This is a genomic window from Arsukibacterium sp. (assembly GCF_041616895.1).
Lineage (GTDB): Bacteria > Pseudomonadota > Gammaproteobacteria > Enterobacterales > Alteromonadaceae > Alishewanella.
Genome location: NZ_JBFJPY010000019.1, coordinates 1 through 24,850, shown reverse-complemented (window position 1 = coordinate 24,850; position 24,850 = coordinate 1). Strand labels below are relative to the sequence as shown.

The 24,850-nt window shown below is 48.9% G+C and carries 23 protein-coding genes; 11 read left to right on the top strand and 12 right to left on the bottom strand.

Annotation, left to right across the window (positions count from 1 at the left end; genetic code table 11):
* Positions 1–132 precede the first annotated feature (132 nt).
* On the bottom strand, positions 133–849 hold the full coding sequence (gene fadR, locus ABY802_RS05400; protein WP_372625991.1) for a fatty acid metabolism transcriptional regulator FadR: 717 nt from the start codon (positions 847–849) through the stop codon (positions 133–135).
* A gap of 172 nt (positions 850–1,021) precedes the next feature.
* Between fadR and dsbB the strand changes: the two genes are divergently transcribed.
* The gene (dsbB, locus tag ABY802_RS05395) at positions 1,022–1,555 is read left to right on the top strand and encodes a disulfide bond formation protein DsbB (protein ID WP_372625990.1); all 534 of its coding nucleotides are present in this window, start codon (positions 1,022–1,024) and stop codon (positions 1,553–1,555) included.
* A 75-nt stretch (positions 1,556–1,630) separates the two neighbouring features.
* Here the strand turns inward: dsbB and ABY802_RS05390 are convergent, their stop codons facing one another.
* The 3 genes from ABY802_RS05390 to ABY802_RS05380 all read right to left on the bottom strand — a co-directional run bounded on the left by ABY802_RS05390 (position 1,631) and on the right by ABY802_RS05380 (position 3,770).
* A complete protein-coding gene (locus tag ABY802_RS05390; protein WP_372625989.1) occupies positions 1,631–2,248 on the bottom strand; it encodes an FKBP-type peptidyl-prolyl cis-trans isomerase in 618 nt (205 codons plus the stop codon).
* 105 nt (positions 2,249–2,353) lie between these two features.
* The gene (locus ABY802_RS05385; RefSeq protein ID WP_372625988.1) at positions 2,354–2,638 is read right to left on the bottom strand and encodes a YfcL family protein; all 285 of its coding nucleotides are present in this window, start codon (positions 2,636–2,638) and stop codon (positions 2,354–2,356) included.
* Position 2,639: 1 nt separating this feature from the next.
* Positions 2,640–3,770 carry an ATP-NAD kinase family protein gene (locus tag ABY802_RS05380; protein ID WP_372625987.1) on the bottom strand — a complete coding sequence of 377 codons (1,131 nt, stop codon included), beginning with the start codon at positions 3,768–3,770 and terminating at the stop codon, positions 2,640–2,642.
* Between the two features lie 219 nt (positions 3,771–3,989).
* On the opposite strand from ABY802_RS05380, the gene ABY802_RS05375 reads away from it, so the two are divergent.
* Positions 3,990–5,408 (top strand): coniferyl aldehyde dehydrogenase, encoded by a 1,419-nt coding sequence (locus ABY802_RS05375; RefSeq protein ID WP_372625986.1) that lies wholly within the window; start codon positions 3,990–3,992, stop codon positions 5,406–5,408.
* 149 nt (positions 5,409–5,557) lie between these two features.
* Here ABY802_RS05375 and ABY802_RS05370 read toward each other — a convergent pair whose 3' ends face one another.
* From ABY802_RS05370 to prmB, 3 genes are read right to left on the bottom strand one after another with little or no spacing between them, the layout of a single operon-like run.
* Entirely contained in the window at positions 5,558–6,718 is a 1,161-nt protein-coding gene (locus tag ABY802_RS05370) for an MFS transporter (protein ID WP_372625985.1), read from the bottom strand.
* A 24-nt stretch (positions 6,719–6,742) separates the two neighbouring features.
* Positions 6,743–7,843 carry a chorismate synthase gene (gene aroC / locus ABY802_RS05365; RefSeq protein ID WP_372625984.1) on the bottom strand — a complete coding sequence of 367 codons (1,101 nt, stop codon included), beginning with the start codon at positions 7,841–7,843 and terminating at the stop codon, positions 6,743–6,745.
* Entirely contained in the window at positions 7,844–8,794 is a 951-nt protein-coding gene (gene prmB, locus ABY802_RS05360) for a 50S ribosomal protein L3 N(5)-glutamine methyltransferase (RefSeq protein ID WP_372625983.1), read from the bottom strand. It abuts the gene before it with no gap.
* 50 nt (positions 8,795–8,844) lie between these two features.
* Between prmB and smrB the strand changes: the two genes are divergently transcribed.
* Complete coding sequence (gene smrB / locus ABY802_RS05355; RefSeq protein WP_372625982.1) at positions 8,845–9,408, top strand: endonuclease SmrB; 564 nt, start codon at positions 8,845–8,847, stop codon at positions 9,406–9,408.
* A 6-nt stretch (positions 9,409–9,414) separates the two neighbouring features.
* On the opposite strand, the gene sixA is transcribed toward smrB, so the two are convergent.
* Positions 9,415–9,903, bottom strand: coding sequence for a phosphohistidine phosphatase SixA (gene sixA, locus ABY802_RS05350; protein ID WP_372625981.1), 489 nt, complete (start codon positions 9,901–9,903; stop codon positions 9,415–9,417).
* Between the two features lie 205 nt (positions 9,904–10,108).
* On the opposite strand from sixA, the gene ABY802_RS05345 reads away from it, so the two are divergent.
* Together ABY802_RS05345 and ABY802_RS05340 are read left to right on the top strand one after the other, a co-directional pair.
* Positions 10,109–12,871 (top strand): insulinase family protein, encoded by a 2,763-nt coding sequence (locus ABY802_RS05345; RefSeq protein ID WP_372625980.1) that lies wholly within the window; start codon positions 10,109–10,111, stop codon positions 12,869–12,871.
* A 157-nt stretch (positions 12,872–13,028) separates the two neighbouring features.
* A complete protein-coding gene (locus ABY802_RS05340) occupies positions 13,029–15,179 on the top strand; it encodes a putative bifunctional diguanylate cyclase/phosphodiesterase (protein ID WP_372625979.1) in 2,151 nt (716 codons plus the stop codon).
* 44 nt (positions 15,180–15,223) lie between these two features.
* On the opposite strand, the gene maoP is transcribed toward ABY802_RS05340, so the two are convergent.
* Positions 15,224–15,571, bottom strand: a complete 348-nt coding sequence (gene maoP, locus ABY802_RS05335; protein ID WP_290610809.1) for a DUF413 domain-containing protein — start codon at positions 15,569–15,571, stop codon at positions 15,224–15,226.
* Positions 15,572–15,700: 129 nt separating this feature from the next.
* Here maoP and hdfR point away from each other — a divergent pair, with 129 nt between their 5' ends.
* Positions 15,701–16,561, top strand: a complete 861-nt coding sequence (gene hdfR, locus ABY802_RS05330; RefSeq protein ID WP_372625978.1) for an HTH-type transcriptional regulator HdfR — start codon at positions 15,701–15,703, stop codon at positions 16,559–16,561.
* Here the strand turns inward: hdfR and ABY802_RS05325 are convergent.
* The 3 genes from ABY802_RS05325 to fadI all read right to left on the bottom strand — a co-directional run bounded on the left by ABY802_RS05325 (position 16,558) and on the right by fadI (position 20,300).
* Complete coding sequence (locus ABY802_RS05325) at positions 16,558–16,755, bottom strand: hypothetical protein (protein WP_372625977.1); 198 nt, start codon at positions 16,753–16,755, stop codon at positions 16,558–16,560. The two genes, hdfR and ABY802_RS05325, sit on opposite strands and share 4 nt — an antisense overlap.
* A 96-nt stretch (positions 16,756–16,851) precedes the next feature.
* Positions 16,852–18,990, bottom strand: coding sequence for a fatty acid oxidation complex subunit alpha FadJ (fadJ, locus tag ABY802_RS05320; protein ID WP_372625976.1), 2,139 nt, complete (start codon positions 18,988–18,990; stop codon positions 16,852–16,854).
* Positions 18,990–20,300, bottom strand: a complete 1,311-nt coding sequence (gene fadI / locus ABY802_RS05315) for an acetyl-CoA C-acyltransferase FadI (protein ID WP_372625975.1) — start codon at positions 20,298–20,300, stop codon at positions 18,990–18,992. Before fadI ends, fadJ begins: the two co-directional genes overlap by 1 nt.
* A 227-nt stretch (positions 20,301–20,527) precedes the next feature.
* Between fadI and ABY802_RS05310 the strand changes: the two genes are divergently transcribed.
* From ABY802_RS05310 to ABY802_RS05290, 5 genes are all read left to right on the top strand, one after another.
* Complete coding sequence (locus tag ABY802_RS05310; RefSeq protein WP_372625974.1) at positions 20,528–21,481, top strand: AAA family ATPase; 954 nt, start codon at positions 20,528–20,530, stop codon at positions 21,479–21,481.
* A gap of 8 nt (positions 21,482–21,489) precedes the next feature.
* Positions 21,490–22,437 (top strand): DUF58 domain-containing protein, encoded by a 948-nt coding sequence (locus ABY802_RS05305; RefSeq protein WP_372625973.1) that lies wholly within the window; start codon positions 21,490–21,492, stop codon positions 22,435–22,437.
* A complete protein-coding gene (locus ABY802_RS05300; RefSeq protein ID WP_372625972.1) occupies positions 22,427–22,921 on the top strand; it encodes a DUF4381 domain-containing protein in 495 nt (164 codons plus the stop codon). Before ABY802_RS05305 ends, ABY802_RS05300 begins: the two co-directional genes overlap by 11 nt.
* Positions 22,914–23,903, top strand: coding sequence for a VWA domain-containing protein (locus ABY802_RS05295; protein WP_372625971.1), 990 nt, complete (start codon positions 22,914–22,916; stop codon positions 23,901–23,903). The genes ABY802_RS05300 and ABY802_RS05295 overlap by 8 nt, the downstream gene beginning before the upstream one ends.
* Positions 23,887–24,850: VWA domain-containing protein (locus ABY802_RS05290; RefSeq protein ID WP_372625970.1), on the top strand; the 964-nt coding region annotated here is incomplete at its 3' end. The genes ABY802_RS05295 and ABY802_RS05290, both read left to right, overlap by 17 nt.

Sequence of the window (24,850 nt, the reverse complement as noted above, 5' to 3'; positions counted from 1 at the left end):
GCCGCTTATAGCTAAAAGAAATATCTTATAACTTAGCATGATAAATGGCTGGACCTGAAACAACAAGTAAAGCAGGCAGCTGCTTTCGTTAATTTCAGGTATAAAAAAGGGCTGCCTCTGGCAGCCCTAACCTTACTCAATAAGGTCTTTCGGAATATCTGGCCGCAATTCCTGCCAGATTTTACCGCTTTCAATCCCATACTTTCTGACCGCCATCACTACTTCATCGTGCTTGCCAGCTTCAGCGTACTGTTTTAATTGTGCATAAAACTTACGAGCCAACTCACGGGCCGCCGGATGAGAAAAGTAAAAGCGGGCTATTTTGTTATAGAGCCCACGGAAACCATTTAAGATAAGTACGTATATCCGGTTAGAAGAATGTAGCGCTAGTTCGTGATTTAAATTGTAATCAAATTCGGCAAAAGCAGCCGCCGTATCATCTAACAACTCAGCGCCGGTAAAGGCCGCAATCACTTCCTGTTGATGGGTTTTAATCGCCCCACGAATATAAATTGCACTAATATTGGTGCGGGCTGACAATAAATCATCTACCAGCTTTGGCATCTGATCTTCATCTAATCTGGCAAGGGTTTCAAGGATATTAAGCCCTGAAGTTTCCCAGTAATTATTCACTTTAGTCGGTTTACCGTGCTGAATGGTCAGCCAGCCGTCGCGTGCCAAACGCTGCAGCACTTCACGAAGAGTAGTCCGGGTAACGCCAATCAATTCAGACAGTTCACGCTCTGCCGGTAAAATTGATCCGGGCGCAAACTTACCATTCCAGATCGAATCCACGATATATTCTTCAGCAAAACCGGCAGGGCTTTGCGCTTTAATCAGATTGGTCATGCCAGAAAATCCGTCAGGGTCATTATATAAGTTGACTGATTGTACCAGAGCGCTGCCAGTTAACAAGTCGGCGCTTAAAAATAGCCACGGTGATCCAACACAACAATTGTGTAATGCAGACAAATCCCTTAAATTAGCCAATTAGTTGATTGTAAAACGATTAGGAAAAATTATGCTGGCTACAATAAAAAAAATATCGCGCCATCGCTTGTCCTGGTTTTTGTTGTTACTAAGCACTCTGGCGTTACTTGCCAGCGGCTTATATTTTCAATATGTCCTTAATTTGCAGCCTTGCATAAAATGTATTTATATCAGAGCGGCCTTTGCCGGTATTCTGGTTGCTGCCTTACTGGGAATGCTGGCACCGCGCCAAAGCGTCGTGCGCCTGCTCGCCATCCTGTTATGGATAACAAGTGCTGTTATAGGTGTTTATCACGCACTGGCATTAGTTAATATTGAGCAAACTATCGCAGCCGGTGGATTTAGCAGTTGTGCATTATTTGCTGAATTTCCCAGCTGGTTAGCGCTGGATAAATGGCTGCCGAGCGTATTTGAAGTAACCGGTAGTTGTGGCTCAGTTGACTGGCAGTTTTTAAGCCTGAGCATGGCGTACTGGAGTATGGTGATACTGGCGGCTTACTCACTGACCGCAGTGCTAGTGTTAATTGGCCAGTTTGGTCGCATTTCCAATAACCCATACCGCTAGCTGTTTAATATTTTATCTAAAAAAAGCCCCGCGACATGCGGGGCTTTTTCTTAGGATCTGTTATCGCAGCAGCGATTACATAATTTCCAGCAACTCGACATCGAACACAAGCGTGCTGTAAGGGGCAATGGCATTACCAGCGCCACGCTCACCGTAGGCCAGGTCTTGCGGCACATATAAGCGCAGCTTTGAGCCTACAGCCATTAATTGCAGCGCTTCAGTCCAGCCGGCAATTACACCAGAAACCGGAAACTCAGCCGGCTCGCCACGCTGATAAGAGCTGTCAAACACCGTGCCGTCAATCAGGGTACCGTGGTAATGTGTACGCACAGTTGAGGCAGTCGTTGGTTTTTCACCTTCAGCGGCGACCAGTACTTCATATTGCAGACCAGAAGCGGTAACGGTTACTTCAGCACGCTTGGCGTTTTCTGTCAGGAACATTTCACCGGCTTCGGCCAATGCCTTGGCTTTTTCCTGCTCTGCTGCCTGCATCCGCTCGCTGATCACACCAAATGCTGCACGGATTTGATCTTCGCTGACTTCAGGTTCCTGCTCGTTGTATGCTGCCGCTAAACCGGCAGCCACTGCAGTAATATCTAAACCATCAAACGGATTGTCAGCTAATTGCTGGCCCATTTGTAAACCAATACCATAGCTGGCGTGTTGTTCTAGCGTTGCATATTTATCAGACATAAATTCCACTTTTGCTGGGCTGCCGACAGAAATAAGTTGTCAGGCAGCAATTAAATTCGGCCAACATACTAACCTAGTATGCAACAAATGTCTCGCCACCGACGCTTATAAAGCCTGTACCTGCTGCCATAGTTGCTCAACATGTGCCTGATCGTCACTGGCCAGTTCCCCGCCGGCAATCGCTTTTGCCAGGCTTTGCTCTACCCATAAACATAATTTTGGCTTATCAAAGGGCTCTGCTTCCACTTCCAGGCTACCCACGGCTAAATCGAAATGGCCCCGTAAATAACCAGCAGCGAATAACTGGTCGTCGGTAGCCTGTGGAGTCAAGCCATCAAAAAAATTGGCAACGGTATCAATATACTGCTCTGGTTTCACTATTTGATTCATACTACTCCTCGTCCTGATACCCTAAACGGTAAATTACGTAGTCGTTATAACCGGTCAGCACATTAAGCAAACCGTGTAAGGCTTTATCTAATATCTGATCACCTGTGTCACTCAGTAGGGGCCGGCCATTCAATTGTTGCAGTTTTGTTTTAGTGGCCAGCAGAATAATATTCTCGCGGCCAATCGCTTTAATAACATCTGGTGAGAGCTGCTGATTGCCACGACCAAAAATGTGGCCTTGGCCACCTATCAGCGTAATCACTAACTTAGTCGGGTGCTCTGCCACCAGCTCCAGCAATTCTGTTGCTGTAACATCACTGGCGATAAGCTGGCCGTTCTCCACGACATCCACCCCCAGCAAGGTATTTGGCAAACCGAGCTCGGCCATAACTGCGGCCACGGTGCTGCCTGAACCCATTACATACCGGATATTGTCTTCCATTATGCTGGCGACGTAGGCTGCCAGATCGTCCAGCACCAGCTCTTCCGATTCTTTACCGGCAGACTTAACGCTCTGCACATAGCGCAGCTCTGCCGGGATACGCATTTCGCCATAGCGGCGGGCTTTTACCACGCCATCCCGAAATGCGCTTTCATCAATGTCCATTACTGGTGCTTCAGCAAGGGTAACCAGCTCACCGCTAATCAGTCGTTGCACCAGTTTGCCGGCAGCTTGCGGTGAAATAGCATACACGCCGGAGTGAATTTTACAGCCAGCAGGAACACCTAAAACGGTGGTACTATCCGCCAGCACGTTACACACATTGCGGGCGGTGCCATCACCGCCGGCAAACAGCAACAGGTCAACGCCTTGTGCCGCTATCGCCAGCGCTGCCTGTTCTGTATCTGCAGCCTCCGTCGGATACCGCTCAGGTGCATAACACACCTGGTATTCCAGACCCAATTGCTGACACAAGTCTGCTCCCATGTCACCGGCCGCCGTGATCACTTTGAACGGTTTTGTTGCTGTCAGCAGCTGTTGCAATGCTACCTCGGTACGCCGCCCTGCCAAAGGCACCGCACCTCGTGCCAGCGCCTCTGCGGCCATGCCATCACTGCCTTTTAAGGCAACGCTGCCACCAAGGCCGGCCAGCGGATTAATAATAAGTCCTAAGCGAAATGGATTGATCATCAGGTTCGTGGTATCCGAAGGCCAGTTAACAATTGGCGCGCATTGTAACGATTTCCCTTGTCCTTGCCCAGTATTGCCCATGTAAACTGCCGCAAGCAGATAAGGTTGCTGACTGGTTCAGACGGCAAAACTGGTTTAGAGTACCCTCAGGGTTCAGCAACCCGCCAATTACTGTACTTTTTGTATTAAGCTTTAGCATTAGCACTGTCAGGGGAAAACATGTCAGCACTTGAGCTGCAATTTCAGCAACAAAAACATGCGTTTAATCTGTGTCCCTATCCAGAGTATTCGCAGCGCCAGCAGCAGTTAAAGGCGCTGCGCCAGGCCATTGAGCAACACAGTGCTGCCCTTTGCGCTGCCACAAGCAGCGATTTTGGCTACCGCAGCAGCGATGAAACCCGCTTGCTGGAAATTATGCCGGCACTAAGCGGTATCGACTATCACCTGAAGCACTTGAAAAGCTGGTTAAAACCGGAAAAACGGCATGTTCATTACAGCTTTATGCCGGCAAGCAACCGGGTAATGCAACAGCCTTTGGGAGTGGTTGGCATTATTGTGCCCTGGAATTATCCGGTTTATTTAGCCTTAGGGCCGCTGATGGCTGCCATTGCTGCCGGTAACAAAGCCATGTTAAAGCTCTCGGAATATACTCCGGCAACCAATAAGGTACTTAGCCAGATTTGTCAGCAGGCACTTGGCACTGATGCCATGGTTATTGAAGGTGATGCCGATATTGCCGCGGCGTTTTCCCGCTTGCCGTTCGATCACTTGTTATTTACCGGCTCTACTGCGGTCGGTCGAAAAGTGATGCAGGCCGCCGCCGCTAACCTGACCCCCGTCACGCTGGAGCTTGGCGGTAAAAGCCCGGTGCTTATTGCGCCAGACGCCGAAATTAAGCACATTGCAAAACGTATCCTATTTGGTAAAACCGCCAATGCCGGCCAAACCTGCGTGGCACCCGACTATGTTTTAGTGCCCAAAGCAAAACTGGAGTTGCTGATTACCGAACTGTGTCAGGCATTCAAAGATTTTTATCCTGACTTTGCGACTACCCCTGATTACAGTTCAGTCATTAACACATCGCAGTATCAGCGGCTGACAGCCATGCTTGAGCTTGCTATTCAAAGTGATGCCACAGTAATTGATTGTAGTGGCCAGCGTGATAGCAACAGCAAAGATAGCGAAGCGACCAACAGCAAACGGCGATTGGCGCTACATTTAATTATCGGTGCTGATGACAAAAGTAACTTAATGGAGCAGGAAATATTCGGGCCTTTATTGCCCTTAATCCCCTACGATACCTTTGATAACGCTTTGCTGTATATTCAGCAGCGGCCAAGACCGCTGGCGCTGTATTTAATGAGCAATGACAAGGCTACGGTTCAACAGGTACTCAGGCAGACTCATGTGGGTGGAGTATGTATTAATGACACGCTGGTTCACGTCGCGCAGGATGATTTACCCTTTGGTGGAATTGGTCCGTCTGGCCTTGGCAATTATCATGGCAAAGAGGGTTTTATGCGGTTTTCACATCAGAAAGCCATCCATAAAAAAGGCCGGTTTAATAGTGGCCGGTTTATTTATCCACCGTTTAACCGCAAAGTTTTTAAAGCCATTCTAAGTTGGTTGACCCGTTAAATTGTTGCGAAGGTCCAGCAGCGCAGGATGGCTGGAAATACTGACTTCACCGGCTTGAAGGAGCACTTCCGTGTGCCCCTTCAGCCTGCGCAGCATCCATGCTGCTATTACAAAAATACACCAGCCACCCTACTACGGTTACGATTACGCTAAGCTATATTCGCTATTTTTTTAGGCAACATTAACACCAGCAGGCAGGCCAGCAGTGCAAAGCCCGCGGCAAAGACAAAGGTTTGCACTGCCCCACTGCCATTTTGCCAGCTTAACCCGGCCAGATAAGCGCCGATAGCACCGCCACCGCCGAAAATTAGCCCGGCATAGATGGCCTGGCCACGCCCACGCTGCGCTTTAGGAAATACTTGCTGAATAAATTGCATGGCGCAACTGTGGGCAATGGCAAAACTACCGGCATGCAGCAACATACTTAAGGCCAGCCACCAGGCTGAATGGGCCAGCAAACCCACCATCAGCCAGCGTATCGCGGTTAGCCCATAACAGATACCCAGCAGCAGACGATAGCTGCGGTCTCGCAGAATGCGACCGGCAAAATAAAAAGCCACAATTTCCGCGGCTACTGCCAGACTGATCAATAAACCCGTCTGGCTACCGGAATAGCCCAAATCACGGCTATATAAGGTAAAAAAGCCGTAAAAAGGTGCAAAACTGATCTGCATCAGCAGTGCTGCCCCCATAAAAATCCACAATACTTTGTTTTTAGCCAGTTGCCAGTACGACAATTGGCCAACGGCGGTATCCTGTGAAAGTGTCATAGCCGGCAGATTAAACAGACAAAAGACTAACAGCAATAAAAACGCCAGCGCGGTAGCAGGCATAAATTCACTGCCATACAGCTGATAAAACCAGCCCCCTAGCATGACTAAAACGATATAGCCAACACTGCCAGCGGAGCGGATCAGGCTATATTGCTCGGTATCATTATTTAAAAACAAAAAGGCGGTAACTTCCAGTTGCGGCAAAATAGCCGTCCAGAAGAAGCTGAATAAAGCCAACGCGGCAAGCAGCAGCCCAAAGCTACCATCAATAAAACTTCCGAACCAACCTATACACGCTAATATGGCGCCAAGTTGCATTACCCTGAGCGGTTTACTACTGCGTTCTGCGAGTGTAGCCCAGATAGCAGGGCCAACAATTCGGGTGGCGGTAACAATCGCCAGCATCAGACCTATCTGACGCGAATCAAAACCACGGCCGTCCAGAAACAAACCCAGATATGGCACAAAAATACCCAGCACACCGAAATAGGTAAAATAGGCCAGCGCTAAGGCTGGCCTTGAAGCCATTAAGCTCATAAAATCCTGACTAGCGAAATTACGTTATCTGTTAGCGCTGGCAATATCAGGGGTAGTAACGCTGACTCCGGCGTTTTGCGCCCGATGGCGTAACAAATGGTCCATTAATACAATCGCCAGCATTGCTTCAGCTATGGGTACTGCCCGGATCCCGACACAAGGGTCGTGCCTGCCTTTAGTGACAATATCGACTACTTCGCCGTCAATATTAATACTTTTCCCCGGAATACTGATGCTAGACGTTGGTTTTAACGCGATGCTTACTTTAATATCCTGCCCTGAAGAGATGCCCCCCAGAGTGCCACCAGCATGATTAGAGCTGAAGCCCTGAGGTGTCAGTTCATCGCGATCCGTAGAACCACGTTGTTCTACTACCGCAAATCCGTCACCAATCTCAACCGCCTTGACCGCATTGATGCTCATCATGGCATGGGCGATATCCGCATCCAGCCGGTCAAATACCGGTTCACCCAGACCAACTGGTACGCTGCTTGCCACCACATTTACTCTGGCGCCTACTGAATCACCGTCTTTTTTCAGCTGGCGCATATATTCATCAAGCGCGGCAATTTTATCCGGATCGGGACAAAAAAACGGATTATTACCAACTTCATCCCAGATCAGTTTTTCCGCTTTTACCGGCCCTAACTGCGCCAGGTAGCCGCGAATTTCAATGCCGCAATGCGCTTTTAAATACTTCTTAGCAATGGCACCCGCTGCGACTCTCACTGCCGTTTCCCGCGCCGAAGAGCGGCCACCCCCACGGTAATCGCGAATACCAAATTTATGCCAGTAGGTATAGTCGGCATGGCCTGGCCGGAACACCGCTTTAATGTTGGAGTAATCTTGCGAGCGTTGATCGGTATTTTCAATTAACAAACCAATAGTGGCGCCGGTGGTGGTATCTTCAAACACACCAGATAATATTTTTACCTGATCCTCTTCGCGCCTGGCCGTAGTGTAGCGCGAGGTACCCGGTTTACGACGATCTAAGTCTTGTTGTAAATCATCTGCCGTTAACGCCATTCCCGGCGGGCAACCATCAACAATACCACCGATGGCCGGGCCATGGCTTTCACCAAAGGTGGTAACTTTAAATAACTGACCAATGCTGTTGCCGGCCATTTAGCTCTCCTCAAACAAATGTTGATAAGCAATCAGTTGCGCTTTGCTTAACGCAAAAACACCAAGGCCACCGGCGGTAAATTCAAGCCAGTTGAATTGGACGTCTGGATATCTATCTTGCAATTCAACCATACTATTGCCGACTTCACAAACTAAATAACCCTGCTCGGTTAAATGGCCCGCAGCCTGAGCCAGAATTCGGCGGGTTAACTCCAGCCCGTCATGGCCCGAGGCAAGCCCCAGCTCTGGCTCATGCCGGTATTCCTCAGGAAGATCGGCCATATCCTCTGCATCAACATAAGGCGGGTTGGTGACAATAAGATCATACTGCTGGCCAGAAAGAGCCTCATAGCCATCAGACAAAATCGGGTATACCCGATCCAATAAACCGTGCTCGTTAATATTAATATCAGCCACGGCTAACGCTTCGGTGCTGATATCAACGGCATCTATCTGGGCGTGCTCAAAGGCATAAGCGCAGGCGATGGCAATACAGCCTGAGCCAGTGCACAAGTCGAGGATCCGCTCTGGTGCTGAGGCTAGGTGCAATCGACTGAATTTTTCATTAATCAGTTCCGCAATGGGCGAGCGTGGTACCAATACCCGTTGATCAACATAAAACGGTAAGTTACAAAAATACGCCTGATGGGTCAGGTAGGCTGCCGGCATGCGCAGCTCAATGCGCTGTGACAGTAAATCAATAAACGCCCGCCGCTCTGGTTTAGTTAATCTGACATTTAGCAATTTATCATCGGTCAGTGGTGGTAAAAACAAACAATGGGCCAACAGAGCAGCAGCCTCATCCCACGGGTTATCAGTGCCATGGCCAAGATATACGCCGGATTCATTAAAACGACTCACTGCAAACCGCAGCCAGTCATGCACGGTAATTAACGCCTCAAGCGCCTCATTAACATCAGATTCTGAAAACATTGGGTTTAATTCGACCATCTCAGTATTTGCTCTTTGTAAAAAATGGGCAGATTGTATAGACTTGCGCGATGCAACGAAAGAAGCTTTCTCCTCAAGCCCGTTTATCTGCCGAAGACAGCGATCTTTTCCGCCAGTCGGTTACGGGCGCGCGCCCGCTGTTGCAAGACAAGATAGCCCCAGTTAGCAGAGCCAGCAAGAAAAAAGCCCGACCTACCACGACATTCAGTCAAAATGAGCAGAACCTGTTCTTTTTCTCTGATGGTTACGAAGGGTTTGTTACTGACGGTGGCTCACTGTCGTATGTGCAGCAAGGTGACGACCCAAGACTGGCTGGCCGGCTCAAGCGTGCCGAGTTTCAACCGCAGGTTATACTGGATTTGCATGGGTTAACCCAGCTTCAGGCAAAAACCGAACTGGCAGGATTATTGGCATACTGTCAGCAGCAGCAGTTTAACTGTGCCTGCGTAGTGCATGGCAAAGGCCTGGGAATACTGGCGCGCAAAGTGCCAAACTGGCTGATCCAGCATCCTAACGTAAGGGCGTTCCATACGGCTCCCAAAAGCTGGGGCAAGCACGGTGCCTTGTTTCTGTTACTTAAAATTAATCAGCCCGACGATGAGCAGCGCCAGTAACAATCTTTAGCTGGATAATAACGCCAGATCATGCGGCGCCACTTTTTCCAGTAAGCGACCGCCCTTCGCTGGCTGGTAATCGATACAGCACAAAGACGCCGTATTAAACACCGGTGTTTGTCCCGGCTGAGTCAGCGCCTCTACCAGAAAACTTACCAGAGGCATGTGCGATACCAGCAAAATACGGGCATCTGGTTGCTCAGCCAGCGTGGCGTCAATAACAGTCAGCATCCGGCCGGCACTGCCATCTGGCACAAGCTGACTTTGAGTTGTCAACTGACAGTCAGCTCCCTGCTTACTCAACATAATTTCAGCAGTCTGTACTGTGCGTAAATAAGGACTAAGCCAGATATGAGTAAAGGGTTGATAGCAATTTTGCAGCCACTGCGCCATTTGCAATGACTCACGCCTGCCCATCGCAGTAAGTTGCCGCTGACTATCCAGTTCTGTCAACGGCTCTGCTTCACCGTGGCGCATAATAACAATGTTAACCATTTATATTGATACCGTACTACTTAGTCAGTGAGTTTTTGTTTGCCATTGTTAAAAAGCATACGCTGGGCAAAAATTGTGCGCTATGATAAAGAAAGTACGGCGTTAACGTAACTGCTATTAACGCATAACATAACGTCTGTTTATTACTAAAAGCTATCAAAAATCGGCAATTTTGTAGTACTACCATACCGACATAGGACTATTTTTGGAAAAAGTACATATAAAGCAAAGCCCCAACGATAACAGAGTCTATCAACACCTGACACTCGACAATGGTCTAACTGTTTTGTTAGTTCAGGATAAAAATGCTGAAAAAAGTGCTGCGGCATTGACGGTGAATGTTGGCCATTTTGATGATCCGGCAGATTATCAGGGCATGGCCCATTTTTTGGAACATATGCTTTTTCTTGGTTCAGAAAATTTTCCGGCAGCGGGTGAATATCAGCAATTTATCAGTCAGTACGGTGGCAGTCATAATGCATGGACTGGCACTGAGCACAGTCATTTTTACTTTGATATTGACACACCACAACTACAGCAAGCTGTTGCCCGTTTTTCGGATATGTTTTGCAGGCCGCTATTTTCTGCAGCCTATGTTGAGAAAGAGCGTCACGCCATTGAAGCAGAATATTCATTAAAGTTAAAAGATGACAGCCGCCGCATCTATCAGGTTCATAAAGAAACCATTAATCAGGATCATCCTTTCGCCAAATTCTCAGTGGGTAATCTTAATACGCTAAATGATAAAGCGGATCAAACACTACGTGATGCACTGATCCTGTTTTATCAGCAACAATACAGTGCCAGCAGAATGAGTTTGTGTCTGGTTTCTCCAACACCATTACTAACCATGGCACAATGGGTATCTGACAACTTTGCTGGTTTGCCCGCAGAACTGCCGGCAAAAGCACCATTGAGCGTGCCGCTGTATAACGCTGAGCATCAGAGCATTTTATTGAATATTCAACCACACAAAGATTCCGACAGGCTGGTAGCCAGTTTTGCGCTGCCGGACATCCAACCCTGGTATCCTCATAAAATCGTCAGCTTTCTGGCTTCTCTTCTGGGCGATGAAGGCGATGGTTCGTTGCTGAGTTACCTGAGAGATGCCGGTTTGGTTAACCAGTTAAGCGCGGGTGGCGGTATTGATGGCAGTAACTATAAAGATTTCACCGTGTCTTTTGAACTGACCCGCGCCGGCAGAGCGAATATTGAAGCAGTATTGAAAGCTCTTTATAGTGCGCTGGCCACCATTAAACTGCACCCTCTGCCCTACAGTTTATTTAATGAGCGGCAGAAGTTACTGCACTGGTCATTTATTTATCAGGAGCCTGCTGACGCCTTGCAAACGGCCAGTCAATTATCAGTTAATTTACAGCACTATCCTGTTGAAGATACGATTTTTGGTGACTACAGAATGGAGTTGCCTGCTGAAGCGCTTTATCAGCAACTGCTAAGCTGGTTCAGGCCGGACAATATGCGGGTAATGCTAATTGCTCCTGACGTGCCGGTGCTGTTAGAAGCAAAATGGTATAACACGCCCTATTCCGTCACCCGGTTAAGTGACAAACTCCTGCACACCTTGCAAACAACAGGACCGGTTGCTGAAATTACTCTCCCTTGCACCAACCCGTATTTGACGGAGCAACTTAGCTTACTGGAAAAAAATCAGCACATGGCCATACCGCAGCAGATCTGCAGTACGCCGGGGTTAAGCGTCTGGCACAAAGCGGATACTGAATTTAACACGCCTAAAGGCCATATATTTTTGCAACTCAGTTTGCCGCAGAGTATTGCCGATAATCATCAACTGGCAACCAGCAGGTTATGGCTGGAGTTGTTCCAGGATCATATTAATCAGCAGTTTTATAATGCCACGACGGCTGGCCTTAGCTATAACCTGCACGTCCAGAAGCAAGGTGTCAGCATCCATATCTCGGGACTGGCAGCCAATCAAATCCAGCTGCTACAAAATATTTTGCAGCAAATAAACCACACTGAATTCTCAGAACTTCGTTTTAATGAGATTAAACAACAACTGTGCCGACACTGGGGTAATAGTAGCAAAAGTAAGCCAGTAGCCCGCTTGTTCAGCCAATTATCCGCCTTGTTGCAGCCTCTTAATCCGGAAATTGAGATATTAATTACTGAACTGGAACAACTGACGTTTAGCCAGTTCTGCCAGTTTTCAACGCATTTGCTGGATAATGTTCATTTAGAAGCCCTACTTGTCGGTAACTGGACTCACAATAATGCCGAAGAGCTGCAGCAGATGCTGACAAAATGGCAAAGCCAGCAACATAGTGTTGGCAGTAAAATTGCGCCGGTAACCAATAGTATTGCCGGCTTAGGGCCAGTCTGGATGCAAACAGAAACCGAAAGTGGCGATAATGCGCTGGTGGTGTACCTGACAGGTAAACAGGCGTCTGCCGCACAAATGGCGTTGTTTATGCTGGCTAATCACCTGATGTCTCCCCATTATTTTCACCAGTTGCGAACTGAACAACAAATGGGTTACTTAGTTGGCACCGGCTATGTACCTATTAATACCCTGCCGGGTATGGCATTTTATATTCAGTCCCCTAATTTTGATTGCAGTGCGCTTTATCAGGCAACAGTGGCGTTCTTTCGGGAGTTTCTGGAACAAATTAAAGACATGCCAGAAGAAAACTTTGTTGATTTAAAACACGGCTTAACGGCCCAACTTGCTGAACGTGACAGCAGCCTGGGGTCCCGCGCTAAGCGGCTATGGCTGGCACTGGGTCAAGATGATACCCAGTTTGATCTAACCAGCAGAATTATTGCTGCATTGGCTGAAATGGACAAAAAACATTTCATCGATTTACTCAGCGAATTGTTGGCTGATAACTATGATGTGCTTATTCTGGCTTCCGGACCTAACGATCAACACGGCTATATCAGGTCAATGAGCCGGGCTGAGCTCAGACAAAAAATTGCGGGAACGTAAATTGATTTTGACACTGTTCCTAAACTTGGTTACCGTAAGCGCAATAACAATAAAAATGTTGTAATACGTGGGCAAACGTCACTTCTGTTGTGCTAAAACTTCTTTAGTACTGTTAGCTGTTTATCCTTGGGGGCTTCATGCCCTCAGCTGGGACAGCGTGCAGCCTTATCTGTTTTCAGCCGTATTATTTTTTGCCTGTGCTGCGTTATTGCTGGCTCATGCCAGCATCGTTAAAATGCGGCGTTATCACAAACGGCTGGCAAAAAGTGAAGAGCGCTTACGCTTGTCATTGTGGGGTAGCGGTGATGAACTCTGGGACTGGCGGATCCATACCGGAGAATTATATCGCTCAAGTTCCTGGTTAAAGCCGGTCGAATTAAAACCTGAAACACACGACTTTCCACCAAATAAACTGCAGATCCACCCTCAGGATTTAGACCGGGTCATCAACCTCCTTAACCACCACCTTAGTGGTGGCAGTGCCTTTTTTGAAGCAACATACCGCTTGCGTACCGCTGAGGGCCTGTACATTTGGGTACTGGACCGTGGCAAAGTTGTGGCGTACGCCAGTAACGGCAGTCCAGCGAGGATGACTGGCACCCTGAAGAACATTCATCAGTTAAAAGAAGCTGAAGGCAGAATGCAGTTGTTTGCCCGCTGTCTTGAAAATATTTCTGATGCGGTGTTAGTGTGTGATACCCAGTTCAATGTTATTGAAGTTAACCCAGCCTTTAGCAATATTACCGGCAAACATCGCGATGAAGTCATTCACAGCCGTTTTGAACTGTCGCTGTACCCCAGTCGTTTTATGCAGGACATTCAGCTACAACTGGCAAAGCATGGCCGTTGGAGTGGCGAAATACGCGAACAGAAAGACAATGGTGACATCTATCAGGCAGAACTGACGTTTGATGTTATTAAAGATCAGGAAGATAACCCACAGCAATATGTTGGCGTGTTATCGGATATTACTGAGCGGAAGTTGCGTGATGCAGAACTAAACCGGCTGGCAAACAACGATACCCTGACCGGTTTGCCAAACCGGGCAGTCTTTATGGCAAAACTTGCCAGTTTAGTCACCGTTGATGCCGTTCATGCGTTACTGGTATTCGATTTAGATAATTTCAAAAAAATTAATGACTCGCTCGGCCATGAGCTGGGTGATGCCCTGCTATGTAAGTTGGCTCAACGACTGCACAGCGACCCAAGGTACCTGAATAAACTGTACCGGTTGGGCGGCGACGAATTTGCCGTGTTGCTCAACGACACCAATGACATTCATTCTATCACCTCTATGGCCAAAGGCTTGCTGGAGCAAATTAACCGGCCATTCTTTATCAGTCAGCATGAACTTGCTGTTACCAGCAGTATTGGTATTGTGCTGTATCCGGATGACGGTAACGACCCTCAGGCACTACTTCGTAACGCCGATACGGCCATGTATCATGCCAAAAATGACGGCGCCAACCGTTATCTGTTTTTTAATGACAGTATGAACAAGCAAGCAGTAAAGCGGTTGCAGGTTGAAAATTTAATTCGTTACGGTTTAAAAGAAGATTATTTTAGTGTGTATTATCAGCCAAAAATGGACATTATTACCGGCAACATCGTCGGTATGGAAGCGCTGGTACGTTTTATCACGCCCAAGGGCGGCCTGGTTAGCCCTGCCAGTTTTATTCCGGTAGCCGAAGAAACCGGACAAATTGTTGAAATCGGCGCTGTCGTGCTTCGTAAAGCCTGTGCTGATGTTAAAAAGTGGCTGGCACTTGGCTTGTTTCAGGGCCGGGTTGCTGTCAATTTATCTGCCAAGCAATTTATGCTGCCTAATCTGTGCCAACAAATCGACGATATACTGGAACAATGTGAACTGCCTTCCTATCATCTGGAGCTTGAAATCACCGAAGGCACCGTTATGCAGTCGCCCAAACTGGCAATCGACATGATGAAAAAACTACGGGCCCGGGGTATCCATCTGGCGATGGATGACTTTGGGACGGGCTACTCTTCCCTGGCCTATTTGAAACAATTTCCATTAAATACCTTGAAAATTGACAAAGCGTTTATCGATGATATGGATAATGCCAGAGGCAGGAATATGGTTGATACCATTGTTACCATTGCCCACAATTTAAGTTTAAATGTGGTAGCCGAAGGTGTTGAAACGAAAGACCAGCTGGATATGCTGCGAAAGTTACGTTGTGAGACGATTCAGGGGTTTTATTATAGTAAACCATTGTCGGCCGGAGATTTTGCCGCATTTTTATCTGCACAAAAACAACGCCCCCGGTTGTCAGCTATTCCAGGTTAATTGTCGTTGCTGGCTACCCGCTATAAAAAAAGCCCCGCAGGGCTTTAATCAGAGTCGGTTTCTACGTACGAAAAATCGTCCGCGCCGTCTGCAATACGTTTTTTACCAAAAACGGTATGAAACTTTCGCTTTTCGTTCAGGCGTTGCTTGTATTTAATCCAGGTTTTTTCATAGGCGGAGCTCGCTTCTGCTTCGCCCCGGCAAACCAGAATGAAGCGCTGCTCTTCCTCGTTTACCGGCTCACGTGCACCCTGCTCCAGCTGTTGCATCGCGAAACCATGTTTTTCTAGCAAATTACCTTCTGCCAGAGTAAAGCGCCCGGACCGCGTAAACCCGCGAGGGAAATTGCGGTCATCGAAAAAGCGACGAGTAGCGACAAAACTTTGCTGCATCACTTTTTTCCTCTAATGTCGTTGAATATAAAGCCAGCCTGTTTAAACTGTGCGGAGTATGGTTAACAATATTCCTGTCGTAAAACAAAAATTTTTTATTGACACGATAAATAACTTTAAGGCTAATTCTTGGATACTGAACTGCTAAAGACCTTTCTGGAAGTGCAACGTACCCGCCATTTTGGCAAGGCGGCTGAAAACCTTTATTTAACCCAGTCTGCCGTGAGTTTTCGGATCAGACAGTTAGAACAACAGCTTGGCGTTAATTTGTTTAGCCGTTACCGGAATAATATTCAGCTTACCGCTGCCGGAGATCGATTGCTCCCTCATGCACAGGCGATGCTAACCGCATTACAACGCGCTAAACAAGAGGTTGCATTAAGCAATAAACAAGCACAACAACTGTCAATTGCCGCTACCGCCAACGTATGGGACAGCTTTTTGCTTCCGGGGTTTATTGAGGTGCAGCAACATTATCCTCAGCTTGCCTGGCGTGCAGAGTCTCTGGGTACGGAGCAGATAGGCCGCTTACTGCTGGAGCGTAATCTAGACCTCGCCGTGGTATTTGACCCACCTAAAGTAGATGAAATTCAGGTTGAAAAGCTTGATGACATTAAACTTGTTGCCGTAACCAGTGGCGAGCACAACGCCTGCGCCAGTGCTATGGCGCAGCACTATATTTTGATGGACTGGGGTACGTCATTCGATATTCAGCACGCTAAACACTTCGCTGATATGCCACCACCCATGTTACGCACCGGCAGCGCGAAAATTGCGCTGGCAATGCTGCTAAACAGCGCTGCAACAGCTTATCTGCCACAGGTTATGGTGCAGCCATTGTTAAAGAATAATAGCCTTAAAACAGTAGACGATGCGCCACAGATGAGTAGAGAATTATTTGCGGCAACGCTGCATCAGGCAACTAACGAGCCGTTGTTAAGAGACATTATTCAGCAATTACGCCGGCACATCAGCGGTATAGCCGCTTAAGGCCGGAACAAACTGCTATTCTTGCCACGCATTTTACAAAGTAACAACCGCTTATGGCTGTTAAACAAAGGTAATAAAAAAGGACCGGTAAACAGGGCTGCCAGAGCCCATTGCAAAGCCTGCATGCCACTGCGCAGCGCTGCAATATAAACCCCGAGGGCTACCATCAACCATACTACAGGTACTAATAACACTACCACATCTCCACTACTAGGTTATCGCCGCAGCCCGCTATTATACCGGCTGCGACTGTTGTTGACTGTTAAGCGTTAGTTGATTTTTTGCAATCGCTACGGATAAAAACGGCTGCCCTGTTCTGCCATGGTTAGTAAGCGACTGCAGGGGGCAAAACGCTCTCCATGCTCAGCTTCAAACTGGCGCAGGCTGGCCACCAGGTTTGTCACCCCCAAGGTATCGATATATCGGAATGGCCCACCTAAAAACGGCGGAAAACCGATACCAAAAATAGCACCAATGTCACCGTCACGTGCTGAGGCAATTACCCCCTCATCCAGACAACGCACAGCCTCATTCAGCATTTGCACGGTACAACGTCTGGCAATTACATCAGCACTCAAAGTGCCGGCCGGGGTCACGCCCAGCACGTTATACACGCTGCTATCGACCGTTTTCGACCCTTTTTTCTCGTTTTTACCATACTGATAAAAACCTTTGGCAGACTTCTTACCTTTGCGGCCATCTGCCAATAACTTGTCAAAAGCGGCGGGAGCAGCAAAGCGTTCACCTAATTGCTCGGTCAGAATAGGAGAGATTTTCGCGCCAACATCTATACCCACTTCATCTAGCAGCGTCATCGGCCCCACAGGAAAACCGAATTTGACCAGGGCTTTGTCTATTTTTTCTATCGGCTCTCCCGCCAACAACAGATTAGCCGCCTCATTCATATACAACGCCAGGATCCGATTAACATAAAATCCGGCGCCGTCTTTTACCACAATCGGTGTTTTGCCTTGCTTACGGGCAAACGCCACCGTCGTGGCAATCGTCTGATCAGATGTTTTGGCGTGGGCAATAACCTCAACCAATGGCATTTTGTCTACCGGAGAAAAATAATGCAGACCAATGACGTTCTCTGGCCGTGCCGCCTTTGCCGCAATCTGAGCAATAGGCAGCGAGCTGGTATTACTGGCAAAAATGGTATGTTCTGCGCAGTGTTCTTCTATATCTGCAACCATTTTTTGTTTTAAATCCAAGTCTTCAAATACCGCTTCAATCACTAAGTCAACATCATGAAAACCACTGTAATCCGTGCTGCCCGTCAGCAATAGTAGTTGCTTCTGCATTTCTGCTTTGCTGATAAAACGACGTTTAAATTTCTTTTGCAGTAAATCATAACTGTATTTAAGGGCATTACTGATGCCCTGCTCATTAATGTCTTTAATTCGCACCGGCACACCCGCTTTGGTACTGCTGACGTTAGCAATACCACCGCCCATCAGACCACCACCGAGCACGGCAGCTTTATTAACCTTTTGCGGCTGGGTTTTGCCAGCCCCGGTTTCTTTTTTCATCTGGGTGGTTGCAAAAAACAAACTGCGAAGCGCCGCCGACTCTTTGGTCATACATAACTGGCCAAAGGCTTTGGCTTCAGCGTTAAGCCCGGCCGCATAACCGCCGTCCTGCCCTTTGCGCACTACTTCAATAATTCGTACCGGTGCCGGATAGTTACCCTGAGTTTTCTTCAGCGTTTGCTTCAGTGCCTGCGAAAACAATATATTGCGCCCTGGCCCTGTGTTTTCCAGCAATTTTGCCAGCATCCCTTTGCTTTTTGCTGCGGTTTTAGTTTTGCCCTGCAATGCCCGCTTCACAGCCGCTTCCAGCAAAATACTAACCGGAACCACTTCGTCAACTAAGCCAGCTTTTTTAGCCTGCACCGCCCGCAATTGCTTGCCGGTTAGCATCATATCCAGTGCTTTTTGCACCCCAACCAACCGCGGCAAGCGTTGTGTGCCGCCACTACCAGGCAGCAAACCCAGCTGTACTTCGGGCAAACCCAGTACGGTTTTTCCTGAATCCGTTGCTATCCGCGAGTGACACGCCATTGCCAGTTCCAAACCACCGCCCAGACAAGGGCCATTAATCGCCGCCACAACCGGAATTTTCATCTGTTCCAGCCGGTCAAACATTTGCTGGCCCATACGGGCGATATCTTCGGCCTGCTCTGCACTCTCACAGCTATCCAGCATAGAAATATCGGCCCCGGCAATAAACGAATCTTTTTTACCGCTGATGATAACCACGCCTTTGGCACTATTGTCGTTTTGCAGTGTGTTCAGAATGGCATCAATCTCATCGGCAAAAGACGCTTTAAGCACATTCATGCTCTCGCCAGGAATATCCATTGTGATCACGGCAACATGGTCATCCCGCAGCGCCAGGCTAAAGCTGTTTTGTTGTTGCTTGGTCATTATTCAGTCTCCACTATCATGGCAGCACCTAAACCACCCGCTGCACACGCTGTGGTTAAGCCTACTCCGCCGCCGCGACGCTGCAGCTCATTTAAGGTTTGTACTATTAAGCGGGTTCCGGTGGCTGCAAACGGATGGCCGTAAGCCAGTGAGCCGCCATTGACATTAAATTTGTCCATATCAATCTCGCCAATGGCTTCACTGCGGCCAAGCTTTTCTTCAGCAAATTTGCGGCTGGCAAACATCTTAACGTTCGCCAGAGCCTGGGCGGCGAAGGCTTCATGCATTTCAATTAACGTCAGATCATTCAAGGTCATACCTGCTCTATCCAGTGCAATAGGCGTTGCGTAAGACGGTCCCATCAGCATATCTTCATGTACGCCGATAGCAGAAAACGCGTAGCTACGAATATAACCCAATGGTTTGTAACCTAAAGCTTTAGCACGACTTTCTGTCATCATTAATACTGCTGAGGCGCCGTCGGTCAGCGGCGTGCTGGTTGCGGCGGTAACGGTACCGTGATTGCGGTCGAATACCGGACGCAGCTTGGCGTAAGACTCCAGTTTGGAGTCCATCCGAATGTTATTGTCGATATCCAGAAATTTGCGATAAGGCTCAACATGCGCCGTCATCACTTCACTGGCCATTAAACCATTTTGCCAGGCTTTTGCTGCCAGGCTATGGGAGCGATGGGCTAATTCGTCTTGCGCGGCGCGGCTAATGCCATGGGTTTTAGCCATTTGCTCTGCGGTATCACCCATCGACAAGCCCGTACTGTACTCAGCTACCGCCGGAGGTACCGGCATCAGATCCTTTAATCCCAGGCGACGTAAAATACTGAGTTTTTGGCCAAAGGTTTTCGCTTTGTTCATATCAACCAATGCACGCGCCAGCTTTTTACTAACGCCGATAGGCAGCACAGAACTGGAATCGGCACCGCCGGCAATAGCGATCTCGAGTGTGCCGGCCATCATCGATTCAACGACACTGGCAACCGACTGAAAACTGGTAGCACAAGCACGGGTAACACTATAGGCATCAGTGTGCACACCCATTCCGGTACCAAGCACAATTTCCCGTGCAATATTAGGTGCTTCCGGCATTTGTACTACCTGACCATACACCACCTGCTGCACCAGAGCAGCATCCAGCTCACTGCGGATAAGCAGTTCATTTACCACCAGTTTAGCCAAATCCAGCGCCGAAACACCGTGTAGCTCGGTCGCTTGTTTCGCAAAAGGGGTACGCAACCCGGAGACAATCGCTATCCGATCACCACTGCGGGTATGAAGTTTAATAGGCGCTGACATAGCTTTCCTCTTGTTTGGCCCGGGATAGGTTTAGTCCGGGATTGTCGAAAAAAAAACAGGTCTGACCTGTAAGTATATTTTGATTGTAACGGCAGTTGCGGCGAATTAAAACACTTGTTTTAATGCAAACTGAACCTTATTTAGGTTATAACGTCTTAGCCTAGCTGCTTTTATAGCTAACTGCGCGAAAAACAACTGAAACTTTTAACCAAAAGACTTATAACACTATGGTAAACGCATTTTCCGCCTTGAAATCCTATCTGGACAGTCAGGTATTAGGCCAACCTGAGCTTACTGAAGGTATTTTATTAGCCTTACTAGCTAATGGTCATTTATTGGTAGAGGGCCCACCAGGCCTGGCAAAAACCCGGGCAGTAAATGCGCTGGCTCACGGGGTAGAGGCAGAGTTTCACCGGGTACAATTCACCCCGGATTTACTGCCGGCCGATTTAACCGGCACCGATATTTACCGGCCCGAAACCGGCCAGTTTGAATTCCAGTCAGGGCCGCTGTTTCATCATATTATTCTGGCTGATGAAATTAACCGGGCCCCCGCTAAGGTGCAATCAGCATTGCTGGAAGCAATGGCAGAAAAACAAATTACTGTTGGCCGTACCACTTACAAATTACCTGAGTTATTTCTGGTCATGGCCACCCAAAACCCGCTGGAGCAGGAAGGCACTTATCCGTTGCCGGAAGCTCAGCTCGATCGTTTTCTGTTGCATCTGAAGGTTGACTATCCTGATGCTGACACCGAACGTCAAATCCTCAGGTTAACCCGTAACGAAGCCCTTAACACAGCCCAAAGTCAGCCTGCCGCGATTAGTCAGGCTGACATATTCAGTGCCCGTCAGGCTATTTTAAAGTTGCATCTGGCAGACAGCCTTGAAGAGTACATCGTGCAACTGATTATGGCCACCCGCAACGGCGCAGCATACAGCCCTAAGCTGGTATCCTGGGTAAGTTATGGCGCAAGCCCGCGAGCGACCATTGCGCTGGAGCGTTGTGCACGGGCGAAAGCCTGGCTGGCAGACCGTGATTTCGTTACCCCGGACGATATTCAGGCAGTGTTTCACAATGCGCTGCGCCATCGGCTGATCTTAACCTACACGGCTGAAGCCGAGGGGGTAACCACCGACGATGTGTTGACTGAAATCCTTAACTGTGTACCGGTACCCTGAACAGCCCTATGAACACCGTGTTTTCTGCCAACGAATGGCTTAAGCAATTAAGTGCAGACGGCAGCTCTGTCGGGTTGCCCGAATTATTGTGGTACCAACGCCATACTAAGGTGCTGAACCTCAAACCCACCATAAGTATCCATAGTAAGCTGGCGGGTACCTATCTGGCGCGCAGCAAAGGCCGGGGTATGGAGTTTGATGAAGTACGGCATTATCAGCCGGGGGACGATGTTCGCACTATCGATTGGCGGGTAACAGCCCGTAGTGGCAAAGTGCATACTAAGTTATTCAGGGAGGAAAAAGAGCGGCCGGTATTTATTCTCACTGACTTAACTGACAGCATGCGATTTGGCAGCAGTTTGTTATTTAAATCAGTGCAGGCGGCCCATCTGGCGGCCGTTATCGCCTGGCATGTGAAAGATCACGGCGATAAACTCGGCGGGCTGGTGTTCAGCAATCAGCACCATCGCGAGTTAAAACCGCAGGGCCGCAGCCATGGGGTGCTTCGTTACCTGCAAGCGCTGCAACACTGTCATCATGGCGCAACCCACACCAATGGCCTAACCCTGACGCAGGCCCTGGGTCAGCAACGGCGACTGAGCCGCCCTGGCAGCCTGGTATATATCCTGTCGGACTTTAATCGGCTTGATGAGCAGGCATTGCGACATATCCGGGCTATTAGCCAGCACAACGAGGTAACCTGTTGTAAAATCAGCGACCCGCTTGAACTGGCGATACCGCACGCTGCCAATGGCATTGCGGCGGTGCGCAATAAACAACTGGTGGTAAATGCTGAACTGGCAGATGCAAGTTTACGACTACGTTACCAGCAACAGCAACAGCAACAACAACAACAACTGGCAACCTCGCTGGCGCAACTAGGCTGTAAATGGTTAGACATCAGCGCAGCCGAACCTGTTATCCGTCAGTTGGAGCAAATTCATTATGGCCGCTAAGCAACAATTACGCGAGCAGCTGGTAGATATTGCTGAGCCCAGCTATCAGCTTGCCTGGCAAATACCACCCGGCGTCTATATTTTGCTGACGCTAGTTATAATTGCGTTCATCTATGTCGGCTGGCTGCTGTACAAGCGCTGGCGCTTTTTAGGTGCCAAGCGCCAGGCAATAACCCTGTTTAACCAGTTGGAGCCTGAGGCCACCAGTCAAATTAACCAGCTGCTAAAGCGGCTCGTTAAGCATTATGCCCCGGCTCACCCTATGCTGACAGCCAGCACTGATCAATGGCAAAGTTTTTTACAACAACACCTGCCTGCAACGCCCCTGCCCGATCTGAACGCGCTGCTTTATCACGCCGAGGTCAACCCAGAGCATCGCCGGCAATTCTATCAGTTCGCCGAGAGCTGGCTGCGTAGCTTTGCCCCCAAAAGCCTGATGAGCAGCCCACAGCATATTGGATCAGAGGAGCAAGCTGATGTTTGAGCTAACGTATCCCTGGCTGATAATACTGCTAATTGTGCCTTTGTTCTTTAAGAACCGCCGCCAGGACAGTGGCGATGCCCTGACATTACCCGCTCTGGCCAGAGTAGCGGCGAAACAGCAACCCCGGCCGGGCTTAAAACGCCATTTTGCCAGTTTACCGCAGGCGTTGATCTGGCTGATGCTGGTGCTGGCGGCGTGTCAGCCTCGTTGGCTGGGCGAACCGGTTACCCTGCCTCAGCAAGGCCGTGATCTGATGCTGGCCATAGATTTATCCGGCTCGATGGACATGAGTGACATGGTGCTGGATGGTCAGGCTATGAATCGCTTAGCGGCAGTAAAACGGGTCGTTGGGGATTTTATTGTGCAACGTAAGGGAGATCGCCTGGGTTTAATATTATTTGCCGACGCAGCGTATCAGCAAACGCCACTAACTTATGATCTTGCCACAGTCCAGACTTTTTTAGATGACAGTCAGTTAAAGCTGGTTGGCCAGCGCACCGCTATTGGTGAAGCAATTGGCCTGGCCGTGAAACGCTTAAATGAATATGAAACCAGCAATAAAGTGTTGGTCCTGCTAAGTGATGGTGCCAACAACGCCGGTAATATTCAGCCGCTGGAAGCCCTGGCATTGGCGAAAGCGGCCGGTATTAAAATTTATACCGTTGGCGTGGGTGCTGAACAAATGGTACAGCAGACCATTTTTGGCCGGCGCACCGTAAACCCATCGCAGGATCTGGATGAGCAATTACTAAACCAGATTGCCAGTGAAACAGGCGGCCGATATTTTCGGGCACGCAGTCTCGGTGAACTGGCGCAGATTTATCAGTTACTAGATCAACTGGAACCCATCAGCCGCGATAACCTGACTTACCGGCCACAGCGCAGCCTGCTGCACTGGCCACTTGCGGTGGCATTACTGCTCTCTTTTATGCTGGCAGTCCGGCGTATTAACTGGCGGAGGCTGTATGAACCTGCTCGCTGATTTCCATCTGTTGCGACCCTGGTGGCTGCTGGCACTGCTGCCTGCAGTTGTGCTGTGGCTGCTGTTGCTCAGCTACCGACAACAACGCAGTGCCTGGCAACGCGTTATTGCCCCGCATTTACAACAAATGATGCTAAGTGGCTCGCAGGTAAGCAAACGTAACCCCCTGGCGCTGCCAATCTTGTTTATGTGCTGGCTACTGAGCACCCTGGCCCTGGCCGGGCCCAGCTGGCACAAGCAACCACAACCGGCGTTTAGCCTTAACAAAGCCACTGTAATGATTGTCGATATGTCTATGTCGATGCGCGCTACGGATATGTCGCCTGACAGGGTCAGTCAGCAACGATTTAAAGCGCTGGATTTTATCGATGATCTGGCTGAGGGTGAGCTGGCCCTGATTAGTTTTGCAGGGGATGCCTTCGTTATTTCGCCGCTAACGCCCGATTTCAACAATGTCCGGCTGCTGCTCAATGAGCTCAAACCCGAATTAATGCCGGTGCAGGGATCTAATATTGAAGCGGCGCTACAGATGGCCGATAGTCTGCTGCGTCAGGCCGGCCATATTCGCGGCGATGTCGTGCTGTTTACCGATGGCTTTAGTGCTGCAGACTACCAGCCTATTATGACGCGGTTAGATAACTGGCCGCACCGCCTATCAGTCCTGGCATTTGGTACCGAACAAGGTGCCCCGGTGCAACTTGAAGACGGCCAGCTGCTAAAGGACGCCCGCGGCGCGGTAGTGATCCCTAAAGTCCCGTTGTCGCAACTGGCAGCACTTGCACGCAAGGGCCGCGGCAATTTTGCCGTTGCTGGCAGTACCAACAGCGATATCGCCACTCTGCTCGCCACAATTAACAGCCCGACTGAGCGACCAGCTGAAGATACCGGGCAATTTGCCGGTGATCTGTGGCAGGACAACGCCGTCTATCTGGTATGGCTGTTGTTAC

What these genes read in the sequence shown, in the direction of transcription:
- ABY802_RS05370 (WP_372625985.1), bottom strand. Translation starts at nt 6,718, where the DNA reads ATGAGCTTAATGGCTTCAAGGCCAGCCTTAGCGCTGGCCTATTTTACC.
- fadI (WP_372625975.1), bottom strand. Translation starts at nt 20,300, where the DNA reads ATGTCAGCGCCTATTAAACTTCATACCCGCAGTGGTGATCGGATAGCG.
- dsbB (WP_372625990.1), top strand. Translation starts at nt 1,022, where the DNA reads ATGCTGGCTACAATAAAAAAAATATCGCGCCATCGCTTGTCCTGGTTT.
- prmB (WP_372625983.1), bottom strand. Translation starts at nt 8,794, where the DNA reads ATGGTCGAATTAAACCCAATGTTTTCAGAATCTGATGTTAATGAGGCG.
- ABY802_RS05390 (WP_372625989.1), bottom strand. Translation starts at nt 2,248, where the DNA reads ATGTCTGATAAATATGCAACGCTAGAACAACACGCCAGCTATGGTATT.
- fadJ (WP_372625976.1), bottom strand. Translation starts at nt 18,990, where the DNA reads ATGACCAAGCAACAACAAAACAGCTTTAGCCTGGCGCTGCGGGATGAC.
- smrB (WP_372625982.1), top strand. Translation starts at nt 8,845, where the DNA reads ATGCAACGAAAGAAGCTTTCTCCTCAAGCCCGTTTATCTGCCGAAGAC.
- fadR (WP_372625991.1), bottom strand. Translation starts at nt 849, where the DNA reads ATGACCAATCTGATTAAAGCGCAAAGCCCTGCCGGTTTTGCTGAAGAA.
- ABY802_RS05300 (WP_372625972.1), top strand. Translation starts at nt 22,427, where the DNA reads ATGGCCGCTAAGCAACAATTACGCGAGCAGCTGGTAGATATTGCTGAG.
- ABY802_RS05385 (WP_372625988.1), bottom strand. Translation starts at nt 2,638, where the DNA reads ATGAATCAAATAGTGAAACCAGAGCAGTATATTGATACCGTTGCCAAT.
- ABY802_RS05380 (WP_372625987.1), bottom strand. Translation starts at nt 3,770, where the DNA reads ATGATCAATCCATTTCGCTTAGGACTTATTATTAATCCGCTGGCCGGC.
- sixA (WP_372625981.1), bottom strand. Translation starts at nt 9,903, where the DNA reads ATGGTTAACATTGTTATTATGCGCCACGGTGAAGCAGAGCCGTTGACA.
- aroC (WP_372625984.1), bottom strand. Translation starts at nt 7,843, where the DNA reads ATGGCCGGCAACAGCATTGGTCAGTTATTTAAAGTTACCACCTTTGGT.
- ABY802_RS05305 (WP_372625973.1), top strand. Translation starts at nt 21,490, where the DNA reads ATGAACACCGTGTTTTCTGCCAACGAATGGCTTAAGCAATTAAGTGCA.
- ABY802_RS05295 (WP_372625971.1), top strand. Translation starts at nt 22,914, where the DNA reads ATGTTTGAGCTAACGTATCCCTGGCTGATAATACTGCTAATTGTGCCT.
- ABY802_RS05310 (WP_372625974.1), top strand. Translation starts at nt 20,528, where the DNA reads ATGGTAAACGCATTTTCCGCCTTGAAATCCTATCTGGACAGTCAGGTA.
- maoP (WP_290610809.1), bottom strand. Translation starts at nt 15,571, where the DNA reads ATGCAGCAAAGTTTTGTCGCTACTCGTCGCTTTTTCGATGACCGCAAT.
- ABY802_RS05375 (WP_372625986.1), top strand. Translation starts at nt 3,990, where the DNA reads ATGTCAGCACTTGAGCTGCAATTTCAGCAACAAAAACATGCGTTTAAT.